Source organism: Paenibacillus sp. SAF-068 (assembly GCF_051967555.1).
In the GTDB taxonomy this organism is placed as follows: domain Bacteria; phylum Bacillota; class Bacilli; order Paenibacillales; family Paenibacillaceae; genus Paenibacillus.
On the sequence record NZ_JBQCJX010000002.1, the window covers coordinates 420241 to 436176 of the forward strand.

A 15936-nucleotide genomic window follows, 5' to 3' on the forward strand; every position below is an offset into this window, starting at 1 on the left:
AGATGTGGGAGATGATCACAATGGACCTGATGAAATTAAGCAAGGAACTCTCATACGCTCTGCGACATGCACCATGGGAGTATGAGCTGGAGCTGGACGAAGAGGGTTGGGTGGAAATTTCACAATTGCTGGTGGCATTACATGAAAGTCCGCAGTGGAAGGAAGTCACGCAAGCCGATCTGGAGCAGATGATCCAAGCTTCGGAGAAAAAGAGACATGAAATCCGTTCTGGCCGTATCCGGGCATTGTATGGACATTCGACGCCGCATAAGATATCCAAGATAGCGGCTGAGCCACCGGAAACCCTTTACCATGGGACCCCGGCACGTGCCGTTAATTCTATTATGGAACATGGCTTACAGCCGCGGCAACGGCAATATGTACATCTGTCCGCAGACATCGATACAGCCAATCAGGTAGGACGAAGACGTGATGATCAGCCTGTCATTTTGAGAATCAATGCTGCACAAGCGTTCAGAGATGGAATCCTCTTTTATCATGGCAACGAAAATATCTGGCTGGCCGATCAACTTCCTTCACGTTATATCGAGCAATAATCACGATTTCTATCTCCAAGCCTTAGCTGTACCAAAAAAAAGGGACACATCCAACATTCGTTGGTGTGTCCCTTTCTCATATTCAAAACTTACTTGCCTACAATCGCTTTAATACCTTCGCTTAGTGGCTGAGCCGGACGGCCAAGCAATGTCTCCAGTGTATTACTTTCTACAGCCAGCGCGCCTTCACGGATGGCACTTTGCATATCAACGAGCATCGATACGACAAAGTCCGGTAGACCTGCACCTTTCATGATGTCAGCGTAAGTGGCATCGTCCACGTTCTGCACGTTGATATCCTGTCCAAGCACTTCACCAACAATGGCTGCCAGTTCTGCTTGCGTAAGCAGTTTGCCGGACAACTCATACACGGTATTCTCATGTCCTTCACCTGCAAGCACAGCTGCAGCAGCATGGGCATAGTCACTTCGGGTAGCCCAGCCGACTTGGCTGTCGTTGGTAGCATGAACCCAAGGTGCGCCTTGCGTAGCGGCTTGCACACTGCCTGCTTCATTTTCCAGGTACCAGTTGTTGCGCAAGAAGGAATACGGAATGCCGGATTCACGAATTGCTTTTTCTGTAGCGCGGTGAACTTCCGCCAGGGAAAGAGTGTTTTGGTCTGCATTCACAACGCTTGTATAAGCGATGAATCCAACGCCTGCTTTCTTGGCAGCGTCCACGGCAGTCTGATGTTGGCGAATACGCGTTTCATTGTCACCATCGGTAGAGATGAGCAACAGACGGTCTACACCGGCAAAAGCTTTCTCCAACGTCTCTGGTTGATCGAAATCACCTTGACGTACGTCAACGCCTTGAGCGCGGAGTGCTTCCGCTTTCTCCGGATTACGTACACTTACGGCCAAATCCTTGGCAGAATCGTTTTTTAACAATGCCTCTACAACCAATGAACCCAATTGACCTGTTGCGCCAGTAATCAAAATTTTCATCTTCTATTTCCTCCTAAGGTATGTGTTTTGCTTGCATATGGATGTAATCAAAAATGTTATAACAGATGTGATTACAACGAAAGGGTTAAAAAAAGCTCGCAATGAGCTTTTTTTATTCAGAGACATGAATCTGATCCATCATCTGCTGTATGGTTACACGATTCAAGCGCTGTTCCATAGCCGTCTGAGCCTCAATGAGTTCAGCACGCAAGGTGTGTTCAATCATGTTGCCGACCGGACATTTCGGATTCGGATGTTTGTGAAAGTTAAACAATTCGCCATCCTCCACCACTTCAAGCGCTCGATATACATCGAGAAGGGTAATGTCCGCCGGATCTTTCAACAAGGAAGCACCGCCCACACCGGGTCTGACGTCGATCAGACCAGCCTGTTTCAGCTTGGACATGATTCGGCGAATAATCACGGGATTGGTGTTCACACTCTGCGCGATCACATCTCCGGTGCATTCATTGGGCATAACAGCGATCAGGGACAGGGTATGAACCGCAATGGAAAAGCGACTGCTGATTTGTCTCATGGAATGATCACCACCGTTGTAACTATAATAGTTACAAACAAAACGAATGTCAACTAGATCTTTTACCCCTTCACGGCCCCTGAAGTCAGTCCACCCACAATATACTTTTGCCCAATAAGGAACACAATCAACACGGGCAGGGAAGTAAGCACAATATCGGCACTAACCAGATTCCACTGGGCACTGAATTGTCCGAAGAAGTTATACACAGCCAGCGTCATCGGCCACATCTCTACCGTGTTGAGCATATAGAGGGGAGCAGTGAATTCATTCCAGACACTCAGGAAATTCAGGACAAATACCGTCACCAGTACCGAGGTTAACAAAGGCACAATGATTTGCAGGAATAACTTAATTCCGTTACATCCGTCCATGATTGCTGCTTCATCCAGCTCCTTCGGGATGTTAGACACAAACGCATACGTAATGAACAGCGAGATCGGAATGCCCATGGCCGTGTAGAGCAGAATCATGCCGACATGTGAATTGATCATGCCCATCGACTTCATGACTTCCATCAGCGGAATGTAGTTGAGCGGCAGTGTGATACCGAGAATCAGGAAGAAGTACAGAAACTTGCTGAGCCTCGAATGGTTACGAGATAAAGTGAAGGCAGAGAAGGCCACAACAAACACCAATAGCAGAGAAGAAGCCCCGGAATGCAGCAGACTGTTGAAAAAGGAACCGCCCAAATGTCCCTGTTCATAGACAATTTTGTAATTTTCGAAGATAAACTTCTCGGGCAGCGTCAGCTTCAGCACTTTGGCCTCGGCGTCCGACTTGAATGAATTCAGTACAATGACGACAAAAGGAATCAGGACCACCAGGCTGAGCAGCCAGGCGAGTGCATTTAACCCGATCGAAGCCAATCTTTTTCTCAATCGCATGTCAGTATTCCACCTTTCGGTTCATCAAACGAATGATGAAAAAGGAGATGATCGCCATGATGACAAACAGAATGGTAGATAGCGCGCTTCCGAGTCCCCAGTAGCCTTTGGCAAAAGAGGAATAGACCGCCGTGTTAATGACATCTGTCGCGTTACCGGGGCCGCCATTGGTAAGCACGTATACGGCATCGAATACTCTCAGTCCATACGTAATATTAAGCACCGTGGCGATGGTAATCGTAGGCATCAGCATCGGAATCGTGATCCGGAACAGCTTCTGCCCGAACCCGGCGCCGTCAATGGATGCTGCCTCGTAGTAATCGCGAGGGATGGCGAGCAGTCCGGCGATGAACAGCACCATGATGTACCCCATGCCTTTCCACGTGTCCACTGCCATGATGGATGGCATGGCCCAGGTTAGGGAGCCCAGCCAGTTTTGGGCGAGAACATCCAGCCCTAATGAACGCAGGGTTACGTTAACGAACCCGTTGTTGGGGTCAAGCAGACTTTTGAACACAAGCCCAACAATCAGGAACGACAGCACCTGCGGGGAGAAAATGATCATCCGGTGCAGATTGGCGGCCTTTACACCGCTAACTAGGAGTAGAGCCAGAAATAAGCCAAGAACGGTCTTGGCGATGGATGTCACGAGGGTGAACAGGACTGTGTTTTTGATAAAAAGAAGATAAGTCGGATCACCCGCCAATATGGTACGGAAATGCTCCAGACCGATAAAGTTCTTCTCCGAACTATAACTGTTCCAGTCGGTGAAGGAATAATAGATGCCCAGGAGAGCGGGGGCAACGATGAACAGCAGGTATAATATAATCGCTCCAGATGAGAAATACCAGGGATAAATTTTGTTCGCATTCATAACCGGTAACACCTTTCCTTCCTGCTCTAATACATGAGCGGGCAAGTGCCCGCTGCATGTAAAATGGATCAGCATTTATGTTTTATCTGCTCCATGCGCTGTTACTGCCACTTCTCGTCTTTCAGCACTTTGGCTTGTTCAGCCCGGCGTTTATCAATATTTTGCAAAATCTGATCCGGTGTCATGGCTCCGGCAAACATGCCTGACAAGTCCTTGCCGATATCCATCCATTGTGGATCAATATATTTTACAGCGGCTTGCATGACTGTACCTTTTTCATGGGTTTTCTCATAATCAATGTAATCCTGTGTCAGCTTTGGTTCGATTTCCGGCCAGCAAATGGTCAGGTTACCTTCACCTTCATCGAACACACGTTGCAGATGATCATGCTCGGTGATCCAGCGGAAGAATTTCAGCACTTCTTCGGGATGTTTACTGTTTTTGTTACCGAACATCGCAGCTGATCCACCCGGATTCACGCCAATCGTCTGATTGTCACCCCACGGCATAACGAAGAATCCCATATTGTCTTTCATGTCCGGATACGCTTCGGAGACTTCCTTTTCCGTCCCAGGAACCCGCAGCAACATCGCTGCTTTCTCCTGACCAAATGCTTCAATTCCTGCTTCTACCGTATTGGACAGGAAGTCTTTCCCGAAATAGCCAAGATCCGCAAATTCCTTCAATTGTTCAATGACCGTCTTAAGCTGCGTCATATCTGCGATTTTCATCTCATTGTTGTTTAATTTCTCGTAGGTTCCCGCTGTTGTTTGCTCATAGTTGGGTCCCGTCTCGAACAAAGGCAGAACCTGATACCACCCGCTGGCAGGTGCCTGATAGAACGGAATGATATCTTTATCCTTAATTTTTTGGCTGATCGCCTTGAATTCTGCATAGGATGTAGGAGGCTCTATGCCGAGTTCTTGGAAGATGCGTTTGTTATAGTACACATACCAGATTTTCGTTGGCGCAAAAGAAACCCCGTATACCTTGTCATTGTGACTGACGGTTGGCAAAATCTCTTCGGACATCCGGCCTGTGAACTCCTCATTGGTCAGATCAATTGCATTTTCCTCCGGTCTTACGTTAGCTGGCATGCTCAGTGGGTCCACATCGACATTGAAAATGTCAGGTGCCTCGCCAGAGGCCAGCTTCACCTTGATCAGGTCACGCCACTGTGCGTCAGGTACGACCTGAAAGTCAATTTTGACACCCGTTTCCTGCTCATATTCCTTGGCCATCGTCTGCATGATGCCTGTACGCGGAATACCGGATTGGCTTGTTCCAAACGTGAGTGTCACCTTACCCGAACCTTCCGTACTTTTCCCCGAGTTGCACCCGGCAAGCAGCAGAGTGGAGAGCAGGAGCACACTTGCAAGCGAAAATAGAAATCGTTTTCTCATCATTGAACCTCCCGGAATATAAAGAAAATTGTCACTTGCCGAAACGCTTAATGTAAGCGTATTCTTATGTGGATAACTTTACTGTGAACAGCGAATACGCTCAATAGACAAAAACGTTCTGTTGGGTGGACATTTTCGAATGGTGGGGCAGATATCATCATAGGACGAGGTGTATGGGGATTGCGGTATCGATTTGGAACGCTTCAGCAAAGTCTGTTTGCCTATTACTCTGCGGTATTTATTGTCTTTTCGCTCATTGTGGCAGGAATCCTGTATGTTTTTCTTGCGAGTGACATCCGTCACCGAAGTGAAGAACAGCAGAGACAACTGGGGGTATCGATCGTCAGTAATCTGGATCAGGAAGTGGTGAAAATGAACAACTTTTCCATGAATATTGTGTACTCCAATCTGGTCAAAGAACACTTCAGTCACTATTTGACACCAGCGGAAGGCAGTGAGCAGACACTGACGAGTGATCCGACATTGTATAAGGATACAACCACACTGATTGATGTCATTCTGGCAATCATCAGCAGTTCCAATACAGCCAAGCAGGCCAATATCTATGATGTGAACGGCAAGATGCTGGGAGCAGGTGCATTCAACGGTCAACTGTCGGTAGACCTGACTCAGCGACCGTGGTACAAGGAAACCTGGGAGCGGAGTGGCTGGCGGGTGATTCAATTGTTAGAGGGGGGAGCTTTGCCCATGCCAACAGGTGAGGGGAATTCAGATCAACCCTTCATATCTCTTACCCGGGTATATAAAGATGGCAATTATGTCAGTCAGGGCGTCGTTGAGATTTTGCAGGATGCCGGAATCCTGTTTCAGCATTTGAATGATTTGCAGGCGAGTAACGAGGATCTTCGCATCTATGTGATGGATGAGCAAAATATAAGCATGTATCCACTCTCTTCGGTTGATGATGCTTCTCAAGCAGGCCACTTCAATGATGTGGACTTGATTCAAAAACTCTCATTTCCACCTGAAACGATGCAGGAGATCACCGATCCTTGGAGTCATTCCAAACAAATGATGACGTACATCACGTCACAGGAGACGGGATGGACCGTTGTTGTCATGCAGTCCAAGCAGTCCCTGTTCGCGAGTCTCAACCGGATGGCCGTGATGTTTATCAGTGCCACGTTAGCTACGTTGATGCTGATTCTGGTTCTCTCGTATCTGATCTCCAAAAGGGTCACTTTGCCGCTACATCGCTTGCAGCGCATTATCCAGAAAACGGGTGAGAATGATCTCGTATCAGGACAAGATTCGGCGCATTTGTTCAAGTTGGAGCATCCGGGTTCCATCCGGGAGATGGATGAGCTGAATCATACGTTTATCCGGTTGAATCAGCAGCTGGTGCAATCTTTTCAGGACAGACTTGCGATGAAATCGCAGGAGACCGAGGCGAGATTACTCGCGTTGCAGTCCCAGATGAACCCGCATTTTCTCTACAACAACATCACAAATATCAGCATCATGGCAGAGGAGGGCATGAATGAGCAGATTGTCGCGTTCTGCGGTCATATCGCGTCCATGCTTCGTTATATCTCCAATTCAGGCAAAAACGGGGTTCCACTGTCTCAGGAACTGGATTACTGTGAGCGATACCTGGAGTGTATGAAGATTCGGTTCGAGGATGATCTGCACTACGAGTTCCACATTCCGGAAGAGATGCAGCATATTCAGGTTCCGTTGTTGATGATACAACCACTACTCGAAAATGCCATGAAATATGGACTCGGTGATACCCCTCCATGGAAACTGAATATTACTGGAAATATGGATGCGGTAGAGCAGATCTGGCAGATCCATGTGGAAGACAACGGGCCTGGCATGGAACCCGAAGCACTTGCCAAAATCCTGCATTACATCGATCAATCACAGGAGTGGGAGCGTATGCCTGACCTCGAAATTAACGGAATGGGACTCAAGAATATATGGCTTCGATTGAAATTATGGTATGGCACGGCAGCCCACATGCAGATTACGAACAAGCCTTCCGGCGGTGTCCGGATTACCATAGGTGGTTCCATTGGAAAGGAGCATGACTGAACCGATGACAATCAAATATAGAACGATTATTGTGGAAGATGAGGCCCTAATTCGCCGGAATGTCTCCCGCAAGTTCAGAGAGCTCGGTACCCGGTTCGAGGTGATTGGTGAAGCGCGGAACGGTCAGGAAGCGTTACAGCTCATCGAACATGCCGTGCCTGATCTGGTTGTAACGGATATACAGATGCCGGTAATGAATGGACTGGAACTCGCCAAACATCTGTATTTTGCCTATCCGCACGTGAAAATTGTCATTCTAAGTGGTTATCATGAATTTGAATATGCACGGCAGGCAATCAGTTACAAGGTGGAGGATTATTTGCTCAAACCATTATCGGAAGAGCAGCTTCGCACGCTGCTGGATGCGATGGAATTGAAGCTAGGGAGCGCTGTGGATTCGCTTGCCCATGTGAGTGCCGTGCTGGATGAGCAGGTGAAGCCAGAGGATATCGCAGAAGCCGTTAAGCTGTATTTGAAGCAGAATTACATGCATGAGATTACACTCCAGGACATGGCTGGACAGATGCATTTTAGTGTGGACTATCTAGGAAAGTGTTTTAAGAAAGTAACGGGGGAGACTCCGCTGAAATATATGACAGGTCTGCGAATGAATGAAGCGAAGCGCATGCTCGTTACTCACGAGAATATGGATATCAAGACCATTGGTGGAGCGGTCGGGTATAGTGATTCCCACTATTTCAGCCGGATTTTCAAAAACAAAACAGGCATGTACCCCAGTGAGTACCGACTGCAATTGCAGGAACGAAAAAAAGCCCTGTCCATGGATGATGAGAACCATGTTGACTTGAGCTGATCACTGGGCCAGAGCTTCTTCGGTTATTTTGCGGATATCAAACGGGGAGCGAATACCTTCTTCAATCATGTCGGGGAGAATCTGTTCCAGAAAATACTGCACACAGTGGAGGTTGATATTTTTGATTTTGACCAAGGCATAACGGTACATGACGATAAATTCTTTCTCCGTATTGCCACGTTGGAGTTCGGCAAAGGCTTCATATACCTGATCCATCTTGTCTGCGACTTCGAGAATCAGTCCTTCGACCGATTGGTCTTTGCCCTCACGCAGCTGTCTGCGGAAAATAGGCTGGAATTCTTCAGGAATATTTTCATTAATAAAATGTTCAACCATGCCTTCTTCCACCTTTTGCAGCATCGATCGCAGCTCCAGTGAATAATGTTTGACTGGTGTTTTGATATCACCGATGAAGATTTCGCCATAATCATGACTGCTCGTAATCTCGTATAACTTCTTCCAATCAATGGTGACGCCATGCTGCTCCTCAATATCTGCGAGTGTTTTGGCGTACTGTACCACTTTCCAGGAATGAGCAGATACGCTGTGTTCCTCGAATTTGAATTTGCCAGGTGTACGAATGATACGTTCAAGATCATTCAGAGACCTGAAGTACGTATGAATTCCCATATAAGCGATCATCCTTTGCTTGATTGAGTATAAAGTCTGTGTATCCATCGACAATACACCAGTGATGTCAACTGTGGATTAACACGGATCGCGACCAAGGTAAAATGAGAAGACACAGGAGAAAGTACGCAGCTTATGGAGAAATCATAAAAGCCACGATGTGTGACTGATCGTGAGTTCAGCATCCATCGTGACTTTCGTGTGTAGAAGTTGGATTACCTAGCGCTACATAAGTGCAGTTGAGCCAGGAATTATGATTTTTTACGTACCGGTGAAGTATACCAGTATGCCATGCCGACAAAGAGGGCGCCGCCGATGATATTACCAAGCGTTACCGGAATCATGTTGTGGAACCAGCCTGCCAGTGTAATGGTATCCGGGTGGTTTGGCAACAGCCAGGATAGGGACAGCAAAGTCATATTGGCCACACTGTGCTCATACCCACTTGCAATAAAGGCGTAAAGACACCACCAGATGAGCGCAATTTTGGCGATATCCTCTTTTGTGCGAGCAGCCATCCAGATCGCCAAACAGACGAGCCAGTTACAGAGAATGCCGCGGAAGAATAACTCCGATACGGGAGCGGCCATCTTTTTGGCAGAAGCGACGAATAACAGATGTTCAGGCGCAGCCGTTTTGAACAGGCCGCTGCCTACAATAAGCAGACAGAGCAGGATCGCACCTAGCAAGTTGCCGATGAAGACGAGTCCCCAATTTTTCAGTGTATCTTTAACTGTGGTCCGGCCTGCAAGCGTGCTCATGGTGAAAAACATGTTGTTACCTGTGAACAGTTCTGATCCGGCAAAAATGACTAACGTGAGCGCGAGTCCGAAGGACATGCCCATCAACATGGTTTGCAGTGGTGACTGTGCCGCAAGAAGCGGGGCACCGATACTGAAGATCAGCACGATGCCAAGTCCTACATAGGCACCCGCCATTAAGGCAGCAACCATGTAGCGTGAAAGATTTGAATTCATCTGATCCCGTTTTTTAACCGCAGCTTCAATAATTCCCTCAACACTTGGTGTATACATCACGGTTTCCCCCATTATTTTGCATCAATCTTTGAATATTTCAATGGAGCTATACAGCAATCCAGACCTGGCCGTTCTCTACCTTGACTGGATACATCTGTACCTGACCATTGTCCGGTGCTTGCACAAGACCGGTCGTCAGGTCAATTTTCCAATCATACAGTGGATCGTACAGATAATGACCGGACACGATGCCTTCTGCAAGCGGCCCACCCTTGGGGTGGGGGTTGTGATTATCCGCAGCGAAGATGGTACCATCCGATGCAAGAAAGACTGCAAGCTGGTGATTCTGAATCTCAACTACTCTTCCGATTCGTGGCAGGAATTCTTCAACTCCTCCGGCAGGAAAGTAGGTGCCTGATTGTTTTGTCGTCATCTTAAACCACTCCTTTTATCTATTTAACGTTCCGCCAGTGTTGATCATGCGGGCTTGCTTATGGACGAGCCGACACTTCGATGCCGTGAAACATTTTGCTTTGGCCTTCCTCATTGCGAATCGCTTTTTGCCAAGGTTCTTCGACATGTTCAAGTGCGAATTCAATCCGCTCCATCAATGCTTTACGTTCTTCGAGATTATCGACAACAACCGAGCGAATATGCTCCAGGCCCATGCGTTCTACCCATTCGGAAGTCCGTTCCAGATAGTTACCTGTCTCGCGGTAATATTGCATGATGGCTCCGCACAGTTCGATCAGTTCTTCGTCCGTTTTCACTTTGCACAGGGAATCAGCCAGTCTTGCTTTAATACCGCCATTACCACCGATAAAGATTTCCCAGCCGCCGTCGTTACCAACGATACCGATATCTTTGGTACAGGCCTCTGCACAGTTCCGTGGACAGCCGTTTACAGCGTATTTGAACTTGGCTGGCAGATCCAGACGTTCGAATTTACGTTCAATGCGAGCACCCATTGCCATGGAATCCTGTGTACCGAACCGGCAGAACTGGGAGCCGACACATGTTTTAACCGTACGCAGCGATTTGGCGTATGCGTAACCTGATGGCATATCCAGTTCCGCCCATACTTTAGTCAGATCTTCTTTTTTGACACCAATCAAGTCGAGACGCTGACCGCCGGTAACCTTGACAGCTTTCACATCGTATTTGACCGAAACGTCAGCGATGCGTTTGAGGTCTGCTGGTGTAGTCACCCCGCCATACATCCGAGGTACAACCGTATATGTTCCATCCTTTTGAATATTCGCGTTCATGCGTTCATTAACAAAACGGGATTCTTTCTCATCTTCATGCGTGTCCGGTGCAATCATGCCAAGATAATAGTTGATTGCCGGGCGACATTTGGAACAACCCTCAGGTTGGCTCCAACCCAATACATTCATGACCTCTTTGGTCGTTTGCAGTCCTTTTTGTCGGATCTCGGCTACGATTTCATCTCGCCCCATAGAAGTACATCCGCATATTCCCTGTTTGGCTCCACTGCTGAAACCGTCTCCCAGCACATATTGCAGAATCTGTTCCACAACCGGTTTACATCCACCGCAAGAGCGGGTTGCACCGGTACAGGCTTTGATTTCATCTACAGTAGTCAGGCCCTGGTTGGTAATGACATCAACGATAGTCCCTTTAGTGACCCCGTTACATCCGCAGACGATTTCGTCTTCCGGCATCGTCTCAACAGAGGTTGTTTTCTTATGACCGCCGCAACCTGTACCCATCAGTGAACCATACAGTTCTTCAGTCATTTCGGTCTGTTGTTTAATTAATTTTTGCAATTCGGCAGAATCCGTAATGTCACCGAAGAGAACCGCGCCGACCATTTTATTATCGCGAAGCAGAATTTTTTTGTAGGTCCGTTTCCAGTCATCTTTATGTGAGATAACGGTGTGCTCCGGACTGTCAATGAATTCACCGGTTGAGAAGACATCAACACCCGAAATTTTCAATTTCGTGGATACAACAGAACCTTCATAAGGAGCCGTCTCAACACCGCAGATATGTTTGGCCAGAATCATGCCTTGCTCGAACAATGGGGCAACGAGGCCGTAACATACGCCGCGATGCTCTGTACATTCACCGACCGAATATACATTCTCAAGTGAAGTTTGCATGTAGTCATCCACAACAATACCCCGATTTACTTCCATACCGCTTTCACGGGCTACAGCAGTATTAGGTTTGATTCCTACAGCCATGACCACAAAGTCAACATTCAGAACGGAATCATCGGCAAAACGAATACCTTCAACTCGTTCTCCGCCCAGCAGTTCGGAAGTCTGTGCACCCATTTTGAAACGGATACCCTGACGCTCCAATTCTGCCTTTAACATGGCTGAAGCTTGCGGATCAAGCTGACGTTCCATCAGATCTTCCATCAGATGTACCACGGTAACTTCCATGCCAAGTTGTACCAGACCTTTGGCAGCTTCAAGACCCAGCAGTCCGCCCCCGATAACGGCCGCTCTTTTGTACTGTTTGGCAGCGTCAAGCATGACGTTACAATCGGCGATATCACGGAAACCGACTACGCCTTGCTTGTCATGTCCCGGTACCGGAAGAATGAAGGAGTTGGAGCCGGTTGCTATAATGATTTTGTCATAAGGGAAGCGAGTTCCATCCTCCGTTACAACTTCCTGCGTCTCGGCATCGATTCGTGTAACTGTTGTGCCTGTGTGCAGTGTAATACCATAATCCTGATACCAGTGGAGATCATTCAGTACGATGTCATCCAGTGTTTTGCTGCCTTCCAGTACATAGGACAACATAATGCGGTTGTAGTTAGGATAGGGCTCTGTGCCAAAAACCGTAATATCAAATCGCGAAGTTAATTTTAAAATTTGTTCAACCGTACTGATTCCTGCCATACCGTTACCAATAATAACGAGTTTCTCTTTTTTTCCGTTCATGTGTGTATGCCTCCTTGGATAGACGCTGTACATTACCTGCAATTTTAGTGGTTTATATTTGAAATTATACAAGGTGTTAACGATAATTTATGTGATTTAATTCACTAATAAAGATAGAAGAGTCATAAATTTAATAGTGTGAGCCCCATCACAGAAAATAATATTTATTTTATATAAATAAGAAATACGAACTATTGTTCTTGTTTTGGTTTCGTTGTACTATCAAAAGTGGGCTATGTATGTTCCCTATTTCTTCGAAAGGACGTTTTTGCATCATGATGGGAAGATCCCACCTTATGATCGGGACAGGCGTATCGCTATCTGTACTTCAGTTGGCTGGTATGCCGGTGACTGCACCGGCAGTTACGGTTGCCCTGATTGGTTCGTTATTGCCTGACATCGATGAGCCGAATTCGCTGCTGGTATCGAGAGCTTTGCCTAACAGTCTCATCAGGCTGTTACAGACCGTTCTTTTGCCAACAGCTGTATTTGTGTACTTTTATGTTCATGCCAAACCATGGAACCTGTTGCTCGCGATTCTCATTGCGCTTGTGTCATTCCTGCCTTCGCGTTCTCTTCGCAAAGTGTTGATGTTCGCCATTGGACTCGGCCTGGTGTTCTACGGTCACGCATTTGCCCCGTGGAATCTGATTGCAGGCAGCCTGCTTATGCTGTGTACCACGCTTACTCATAGGGGATTAACGCATACCCTATATGGAACGGCGATATGGGCTGGTTTACTCTACAGTACGACCCATCAGCAGGGACCGGAAATTTGGGTGGCGGGAGGTACGGCGTATGCCATGCACCTGTTGGCCGATTCGCTAACCAATCGGGGGATTCGTCCGTTACCACCGCTAAAGTGGCGCATACGGGTGAATCTGATGAGTACAGGAACCAAGCGTGGGGCCGTTGTGGAGAATGTCTGCATTGTGCTTACCCTTATTTTGGCCTGGATTGCATTCTCTCCGTTATTTCTGTAGACATCCCAAAACGCCAGTCCAATAGACTATGGACTGGCGTTTACAGGTATGCCAATTCAGGATTGAGAAGGCGAATCGGTAAGGCTGTCGATATCCGAAGAACCGAATACAAATAAAACAATAAGAATGACAATGATCAATAGCTCAGCGAACCCACTTCCGTCAAAGTCAGACATCACTTCAACCTCATTTCTTGGCGTTAAGAATTGATTCTCTGTTGGAAAGCCCGTATAACATCATTCAAAGTCATGTCCCCACCAATCTCATCCAGGAATTGCACCAGTTTGTCTTGATTAGACGGTGTAATATTCTGTAACGTTTTATATTGCCCGACCAGTTCAACGACCAGTGTAGCTTCTCGAAACAACGTGACCGCATCCACTCTTAACTTCCCACTTACCAGTAATGCTGCAACAATAAGTTCCAGATTTTTTCCTTTAAGGTTGCCATTGAGAAGGGTGTTTGCGGCATTTGATTTTTTGGAACCTTTATTCGATTTTCTATTCCTTCTCACTGCCATAACAGGTCCCCCGCTGCTTGGTGTTTGAATCATCTACCGTTATTGTATCTTATGTGTAATTTCCTATAATGTTCGGCCTATTAATCTATAAGAGGATATAAAAAAGAGACCCCCTGATATCGTGAGGGGGTCTCTTGTCCAATTAAAAATAATATCAATTTAATTGTTATGCATTATTAATGATGGTATTCATCGTTGTCCGATCCAGACCCTTCACAAGCTTTACAATCAGTTCTTTGGCCGCATCGTAGTCATCCGTATGAATGATGGAAGAAGAGGTGTGGATATAACGGGCACAGATCCCAATCACGGTTGAAGGTACACCGATACCACTTAAGTGAACTTGACCTGCATCAGTACCCCCTGGTGAGATGAAATACTGCATTTTGATCTGATTGGATGAAGCCGTATCTTGAACATATTCCACCATTCCGCGATGAGTGAACATACCCGGGTCAAAAATACGAAGCAATGCCCCTTCTCCGATATGTCCAAATGACTGTTTGTCACCTGTCATATCATTCGCCGCACTACAGTCAAGCGCGAAGAAGATATCCGGCTGGATCAGATTGGCTGCTGTACGTGCACCGCGAAGCCCCAGTTCTTCCTGAACTGTTGCACCAGCATAAAGTGTGTTAGGCAGTTTTTCCTTATGCAGCGCTTCAACCAGTTCAAGCGCAAGTCCTACGCCATAACGATTATCCCAAGCTTTAGCCATAATTTTCTTCGGATTGGCCATGGGTGTGAATTCACAGATCGGCACGATTTGCATGCCCGGATGAATGCCCCAGGATTCTGCTTCTGCCCGATTGTCCGCTCCAATATCGAGATACATGGTGTTCAGATCAACAGGTTTGTTCCGTTGGGACTCGTCCAGCAAGTGTGTAGGTGTAGAACCTACAACTCCGGTAATCCGACGATCCGGTGTGATAATTTCCAGTCGTTGAGAAAGTACAGCCTGACTCCACCATCCACCCAGTGGACGGAATTTGATCATACCTGTTTCGGTGATGCCCGTGGTCATGAAACCCACTTCGTCAAAGTGTCCGGCTACCATAACTTTAGGACCGGATTCCTCCCCGCGTAATACACCAAATAGACTCCCCAGGCGATCCTGGACGAACTCATCGGTATAAGCGGACAGTTGCTCTTTCATCCAGCCGCGAAGCTCACGTTCAAAACCGGATGCGGAGGGAAACTCCGTCAACGTACGAAACATTTCCATCGTTTTTTCATTCATGTGTCAACAACTCCTCTGTCGGTATGTATTTCAGGTCACAGTAGAACGGCTACCCGCCTGTTGTCCCTTAAGATGTAGTTCAAAAAGTCCACTTTTTGAATACTCACTTTAAAATGCTGAGGACTTGTTATTTAACCACTGGTCACATTACAGTATGAACCTTGCGCAAGTGATTGTCCATGTTTATGTCACGTATTTAAGGCATGTTTTGGGCCTTTGACATACGCATGTTTCGTGACTATATCCGCTGCAGCCGCAGTCCTGATGCCACTTCAATGAATATGAATATATAGAGGGGATGTCATCATTTTGTGAAGTTTTATATACTCTTTATTTCCTTGTCTTCACACAGGAAGGAGCTAAATATCAAATGAAGCCTCCAGAAGAGGGCACGGAAAAGGTACTGTTTATCGTTCTTTTTATCTTGCTCGTGATTGTTCTTCTTTATTTATAGAACGTAGCAAAATTGCTTCAGATCCGGCGTATCCCATTCCCGTTTCCGTTTCATGATCTGATTGGAAACATATGCTGTTTGTCGCCGGATACATAACCTTCCCATGATTAACAAACAATGAATATAGGATTAC

The 15936-nt window shown here is 46.9% G+C and carries 15 protein-coding genes; 4 read left to right on the forward strand and 11 right to left on the reverse strand.

What is annotated here, in order from left to right:
* Positions 1-20 precede the first annotated feature (20 nt).
* Positions 21-557, forward strand: coding sequence for an RNA 2'-phosphotransferase (locus tag ACTHPG_RS15830; RefSeq protein WP_440390545.1), 537 nt, complete (start codon positions 21-23; stop codon positions 555-557).
* A gap of 89 nt (positions 558-646) precedes the next feature.
* Here the strand turns inward: ACTHPG_RS15830 and ACTHPG_RS15835 are convergent, their stop codons facing one another.
* The 5 genes from ACTHPG_RS15835 to ACTHPG_RS15855 form a co-directional block, all read right to left on the reverse strand.
* The gene (locus ACTHPG_RS15835; RefSeq protein WP_440390546.1) at positions 647-1504 is read right to left on the reverse strand and encodes an SDR family oxidoreductase; all 858 of its coding nucleotides are present in this window, start codon (positions 1502-1504) and stop codon (positions 647-649) included.
* Positions 1505-1616: 112 nt separating this feature from the next.
* A complete protein-coding gene (locus ACTHPG_RS15840; RefSeq protein ID WP_036668516.1) occupies positions 1617-2042 on the reverse strand; it encodes an Rrf2 family transcriptional regulator in 426 nt (141 codons plus the stop codon).
* Between the two features lie 62 nt (positions 2043-2104).
* The gene (locus ACTHPG_RS15845) at positions 2105-2929 is read right to left on the reverse strand and encodes a carbohydrate ABC transporter permease (RefSeq protein WP_440390547.1); all 825 of its coding nucleotides are present in this window, start codon (positions 2927-2929) and stop codon (positions 2105-2107) included.
* 1 nt (position 2930) lies between these two features.
* Complete coding sequence (locus tag ACTHPG_RS15850; protein ID WP_440390548.1) at positions 2931-3803, reverse strand: carbohydrate ABC transporter permease; 873 nt, start codon at positions 3801-3803, stop codon at positions 2931-2933.
* 101 nt (positions 3804-3904) lie between these two features.
* Entirely contained in the window at positions 3905-5206 is a 1302-nt protein-coding gene (locus ACTHPG_RS15855) for an ABC transporter substrate-binding protein (protein WP_440390549.1), read from the reverse strand.
* A 180-nt stretch (positions 5207-5386) separates the two neighbouring features.
* Here ACTHPG_RS15855 and ACTHPG_RS15860 point away from each other — a divergent pair, with 180 nt between their 5' ends.
* Positions 5387-7264, forward strand: a complete 1878-nt coding sequence (locus ACTHPG_RS15860; RefSeq protein ID WP_440390550.1) for a cache domain-containing sensor histidine kinase — start codon at positions 5387-5389, stop codon at positions 7262-7264.
* 4 nt (positions 7265-7268) lie between these two features.
* Positions 7269-8078: a response regulator transcription factor gene (locus ACTHPG_RS15865; RefSeq protein WP_440390551.1), complete on the forward strand. Its 810-nt coding sequence runs from the start codon at positions 7269-7271 to the stop codon at positions 8076-8078.
* Here the strand turns inward: ACTHPG_RS15865 and ACTHPG_RS15870 are convergent, their stop codons facing one another.
* The 4 genes from ACTHPG_RS15870 to nirB form a co-directional block, all read right to left on the reverse strand.
* Positions 8079-8708: a YfbR-like 5'-deoxynucleotidase gene (locus tag ACTHPG_RS15870; protein WP_047843818.1), complete on the reverse strand. Its 630-nt coding sequence runs from the start codon at positions 8706-8708 to the stop codon at positions 8079-8081.
* Positions 8709-8959: 251 nt separating this feature from the next.
* Complete coding sequence (locus tag ACTHPG_RS15875; RefSeq protein WP_440390552.1) at positions 8960-9742, reverse strand: formate/nitrite transporter family protein; 783 nt, start codon at positions 9740-9742, stop codon at positions 8960-8962.
* Between the two features lie 49 nt (positions 9743-9791).
* A complete protein-coding gene (nirD, locus tag ACTHPG_RS15880; RefSeq protein ID WP_440390553.1) occupies positions 9792-10118 on the reverse strand; it encodes a nitrite reductase small subunit NirD in 327 nt (108 codons plus the stop codon).
* A gap of 58 nt (positions 10119-10176) precedes the next feature.
* The gene (gene nirB / locus ACTHPG_RS15885) at positions 10177-12606 is read right to left on the reverse strand and encodes a nitrite reductase large subunit NirB (protein ID WP_440390554.1); all 2430 of its coding nucleotides are present in this window, start codon (positions 12604-12606) and stop codon (positions 10177-10179) included.
* Positions 12607-12881: 275 nt separating this feature from the next.
* Here nirB and ACTHPG_RS15890 point away from each other — a divergent pair, with 275 nt between their 5' ends.
* On the forward strand, positions 12882-13589 hold the full coding sequence (locus ACTHPG_RS15890; RefSeq protein WP_440390555.1) for a metal-dependent hydrolase: 708 nt from the start codon (positions 12882-12884) through the stop codon (positions 13587-13589).
* Positions 13590-13788: 199 nt separating this feature from the next.
* On the opposite strand, the gene ACTHPG_RS15895 is transcribed toward ACTHPG_RS15890, so the two are convergent.
* Both ACTHPG_RS15895 and ACTHPG_RS15900 read right to left on the reverse strand, forming a co-directional pair.
* Positions 13789-14109 (reverse strand): hypothetical protein, encoded by a 321-nt coding sequence (locus tag ACTHPG_RS15895; RefSeq protein ID WP_440390556.1) that lies wholly within the window; start codon positions 14107-14109, stop codon positions 13789-13791.
* Between the two features lie 166 nt (positions 14110-14275).
* The gene (locus tag ACTHPG_RS15900; RefSeq protein ID WP_440390557.1) at positions 14276-15349 is read right to left on the reverse strand and encodes a M42 family metallopeptidase; all 1074 of its coding nucleotides are present in this window, start codon (positions 15347-15349) and stop codon (positions 14276-14278) included.
* Positions 15350-15936 lie beyond the last annotated feature (587 nt).

Excerpts from the sequence above, each read along its gene's own strand:
- ACTHPG_RS15830 (WP_440390545.1), top strand. The coding sequence starts at position 21 with ATGGACCTGATGAAATTAAGCAAGGAACTCTCATACGCTCTGCGACAT.
- ACTHPG_RS15835 (WP_440390546.1), bottom strand. The coding sequence starts at position 1,504 with ATGAAAATTTTGATTACTGGCGCAACAGGTCAATTGGGTTCATTGGTT.
- ACTHPG_RS15840 (WP_036668516.1), bottom strand. The coding sequence starts at position 2,042 with ATGAGACAAATCAGCAGTCGCTTTTCCATTGCGGTTCATACCCTGTCC.
- ACTHPG_RS15845 (WP_440390547.1), bottom strand. The coding sequence starts at position 2,929 with ATGCGATTGAGAAAAAGATTGGCTTCGATCGGGTTAAATGCACTCGCC.
- ACTHPG_RS15850 (WP_440390548.1), bottom strand. The coding sequence starts at position 3,803 with ATGAATGCGAACAAAATTTATCCCTGGTATTTCTCATCTGGAGCGATT.
- ACTHPG_RS15855 (WP_440390549.1), bottom strand. The coding sequence starts at position 5,206 with ATGAGAAAACGATTTCTATTTTCGCTTGCAAGTGTGCTCCTGCTCTCC.
- ACTHPG_RS15865 (WP_440390551.1), top strand. The coding sequence starts at position 7,269 with ATGACAATCAAATATAGAACGATTATTGTGGAAGATGAGGCCCTAATT.
- ACTHPG_RS15870 (WP_047843818.1), bottom strand. The coding sequence starts at position 8,708 with ATGGGAATTCATACGTACTTCAGGTCTCTGAATGATCTTGAACGTATC.
- ACTHPG_RS15875 (WP_440390552.1), bottom strand. The coding sequence starts at position 9,742 with ATGTATACACCAAGTGTTGAGGGAATTATTGAAGCTGCGGTTAAAAAA.
- nirD (WP_440390553.1), bottom strand. The coding sequence starts at position 10,118 with ATGACGACAAAACAATCAGGCACCTACTTTCCTGCCGGAGGAGTTGAA.
- nirB (WP_440390554.1), bottom strand. The coding sequence starts at position 12,606 with ATGAACGGAAAAAAAGAGAAACTCGTTATTATTGGTAACGGTATGGCA.
- ACTHPG_RS15890 (WP_440390555.1), top strand. The coding sequence starts at position 12,882 with ATGATGGGAAGATCCCACCTTATGATCGGGACAGGCGTATCGCTATCT.
- ACTHPG_RS15895 (WP_440390556.1), bottom strand. The coding sequence starts at position 14,109 with ATGGCAGTGAGAAGGAATAGAAAATCGAATAAAGGTTCCAAAAAATCA.
- ACTHPG_RS15900 (WP_440390557.1), bottom strand. The coding sequence starts at position 15,349 with ATGAATGAAAAAACGATGGAAATGTTTCGTACGTTGACGGAGTTTCCC.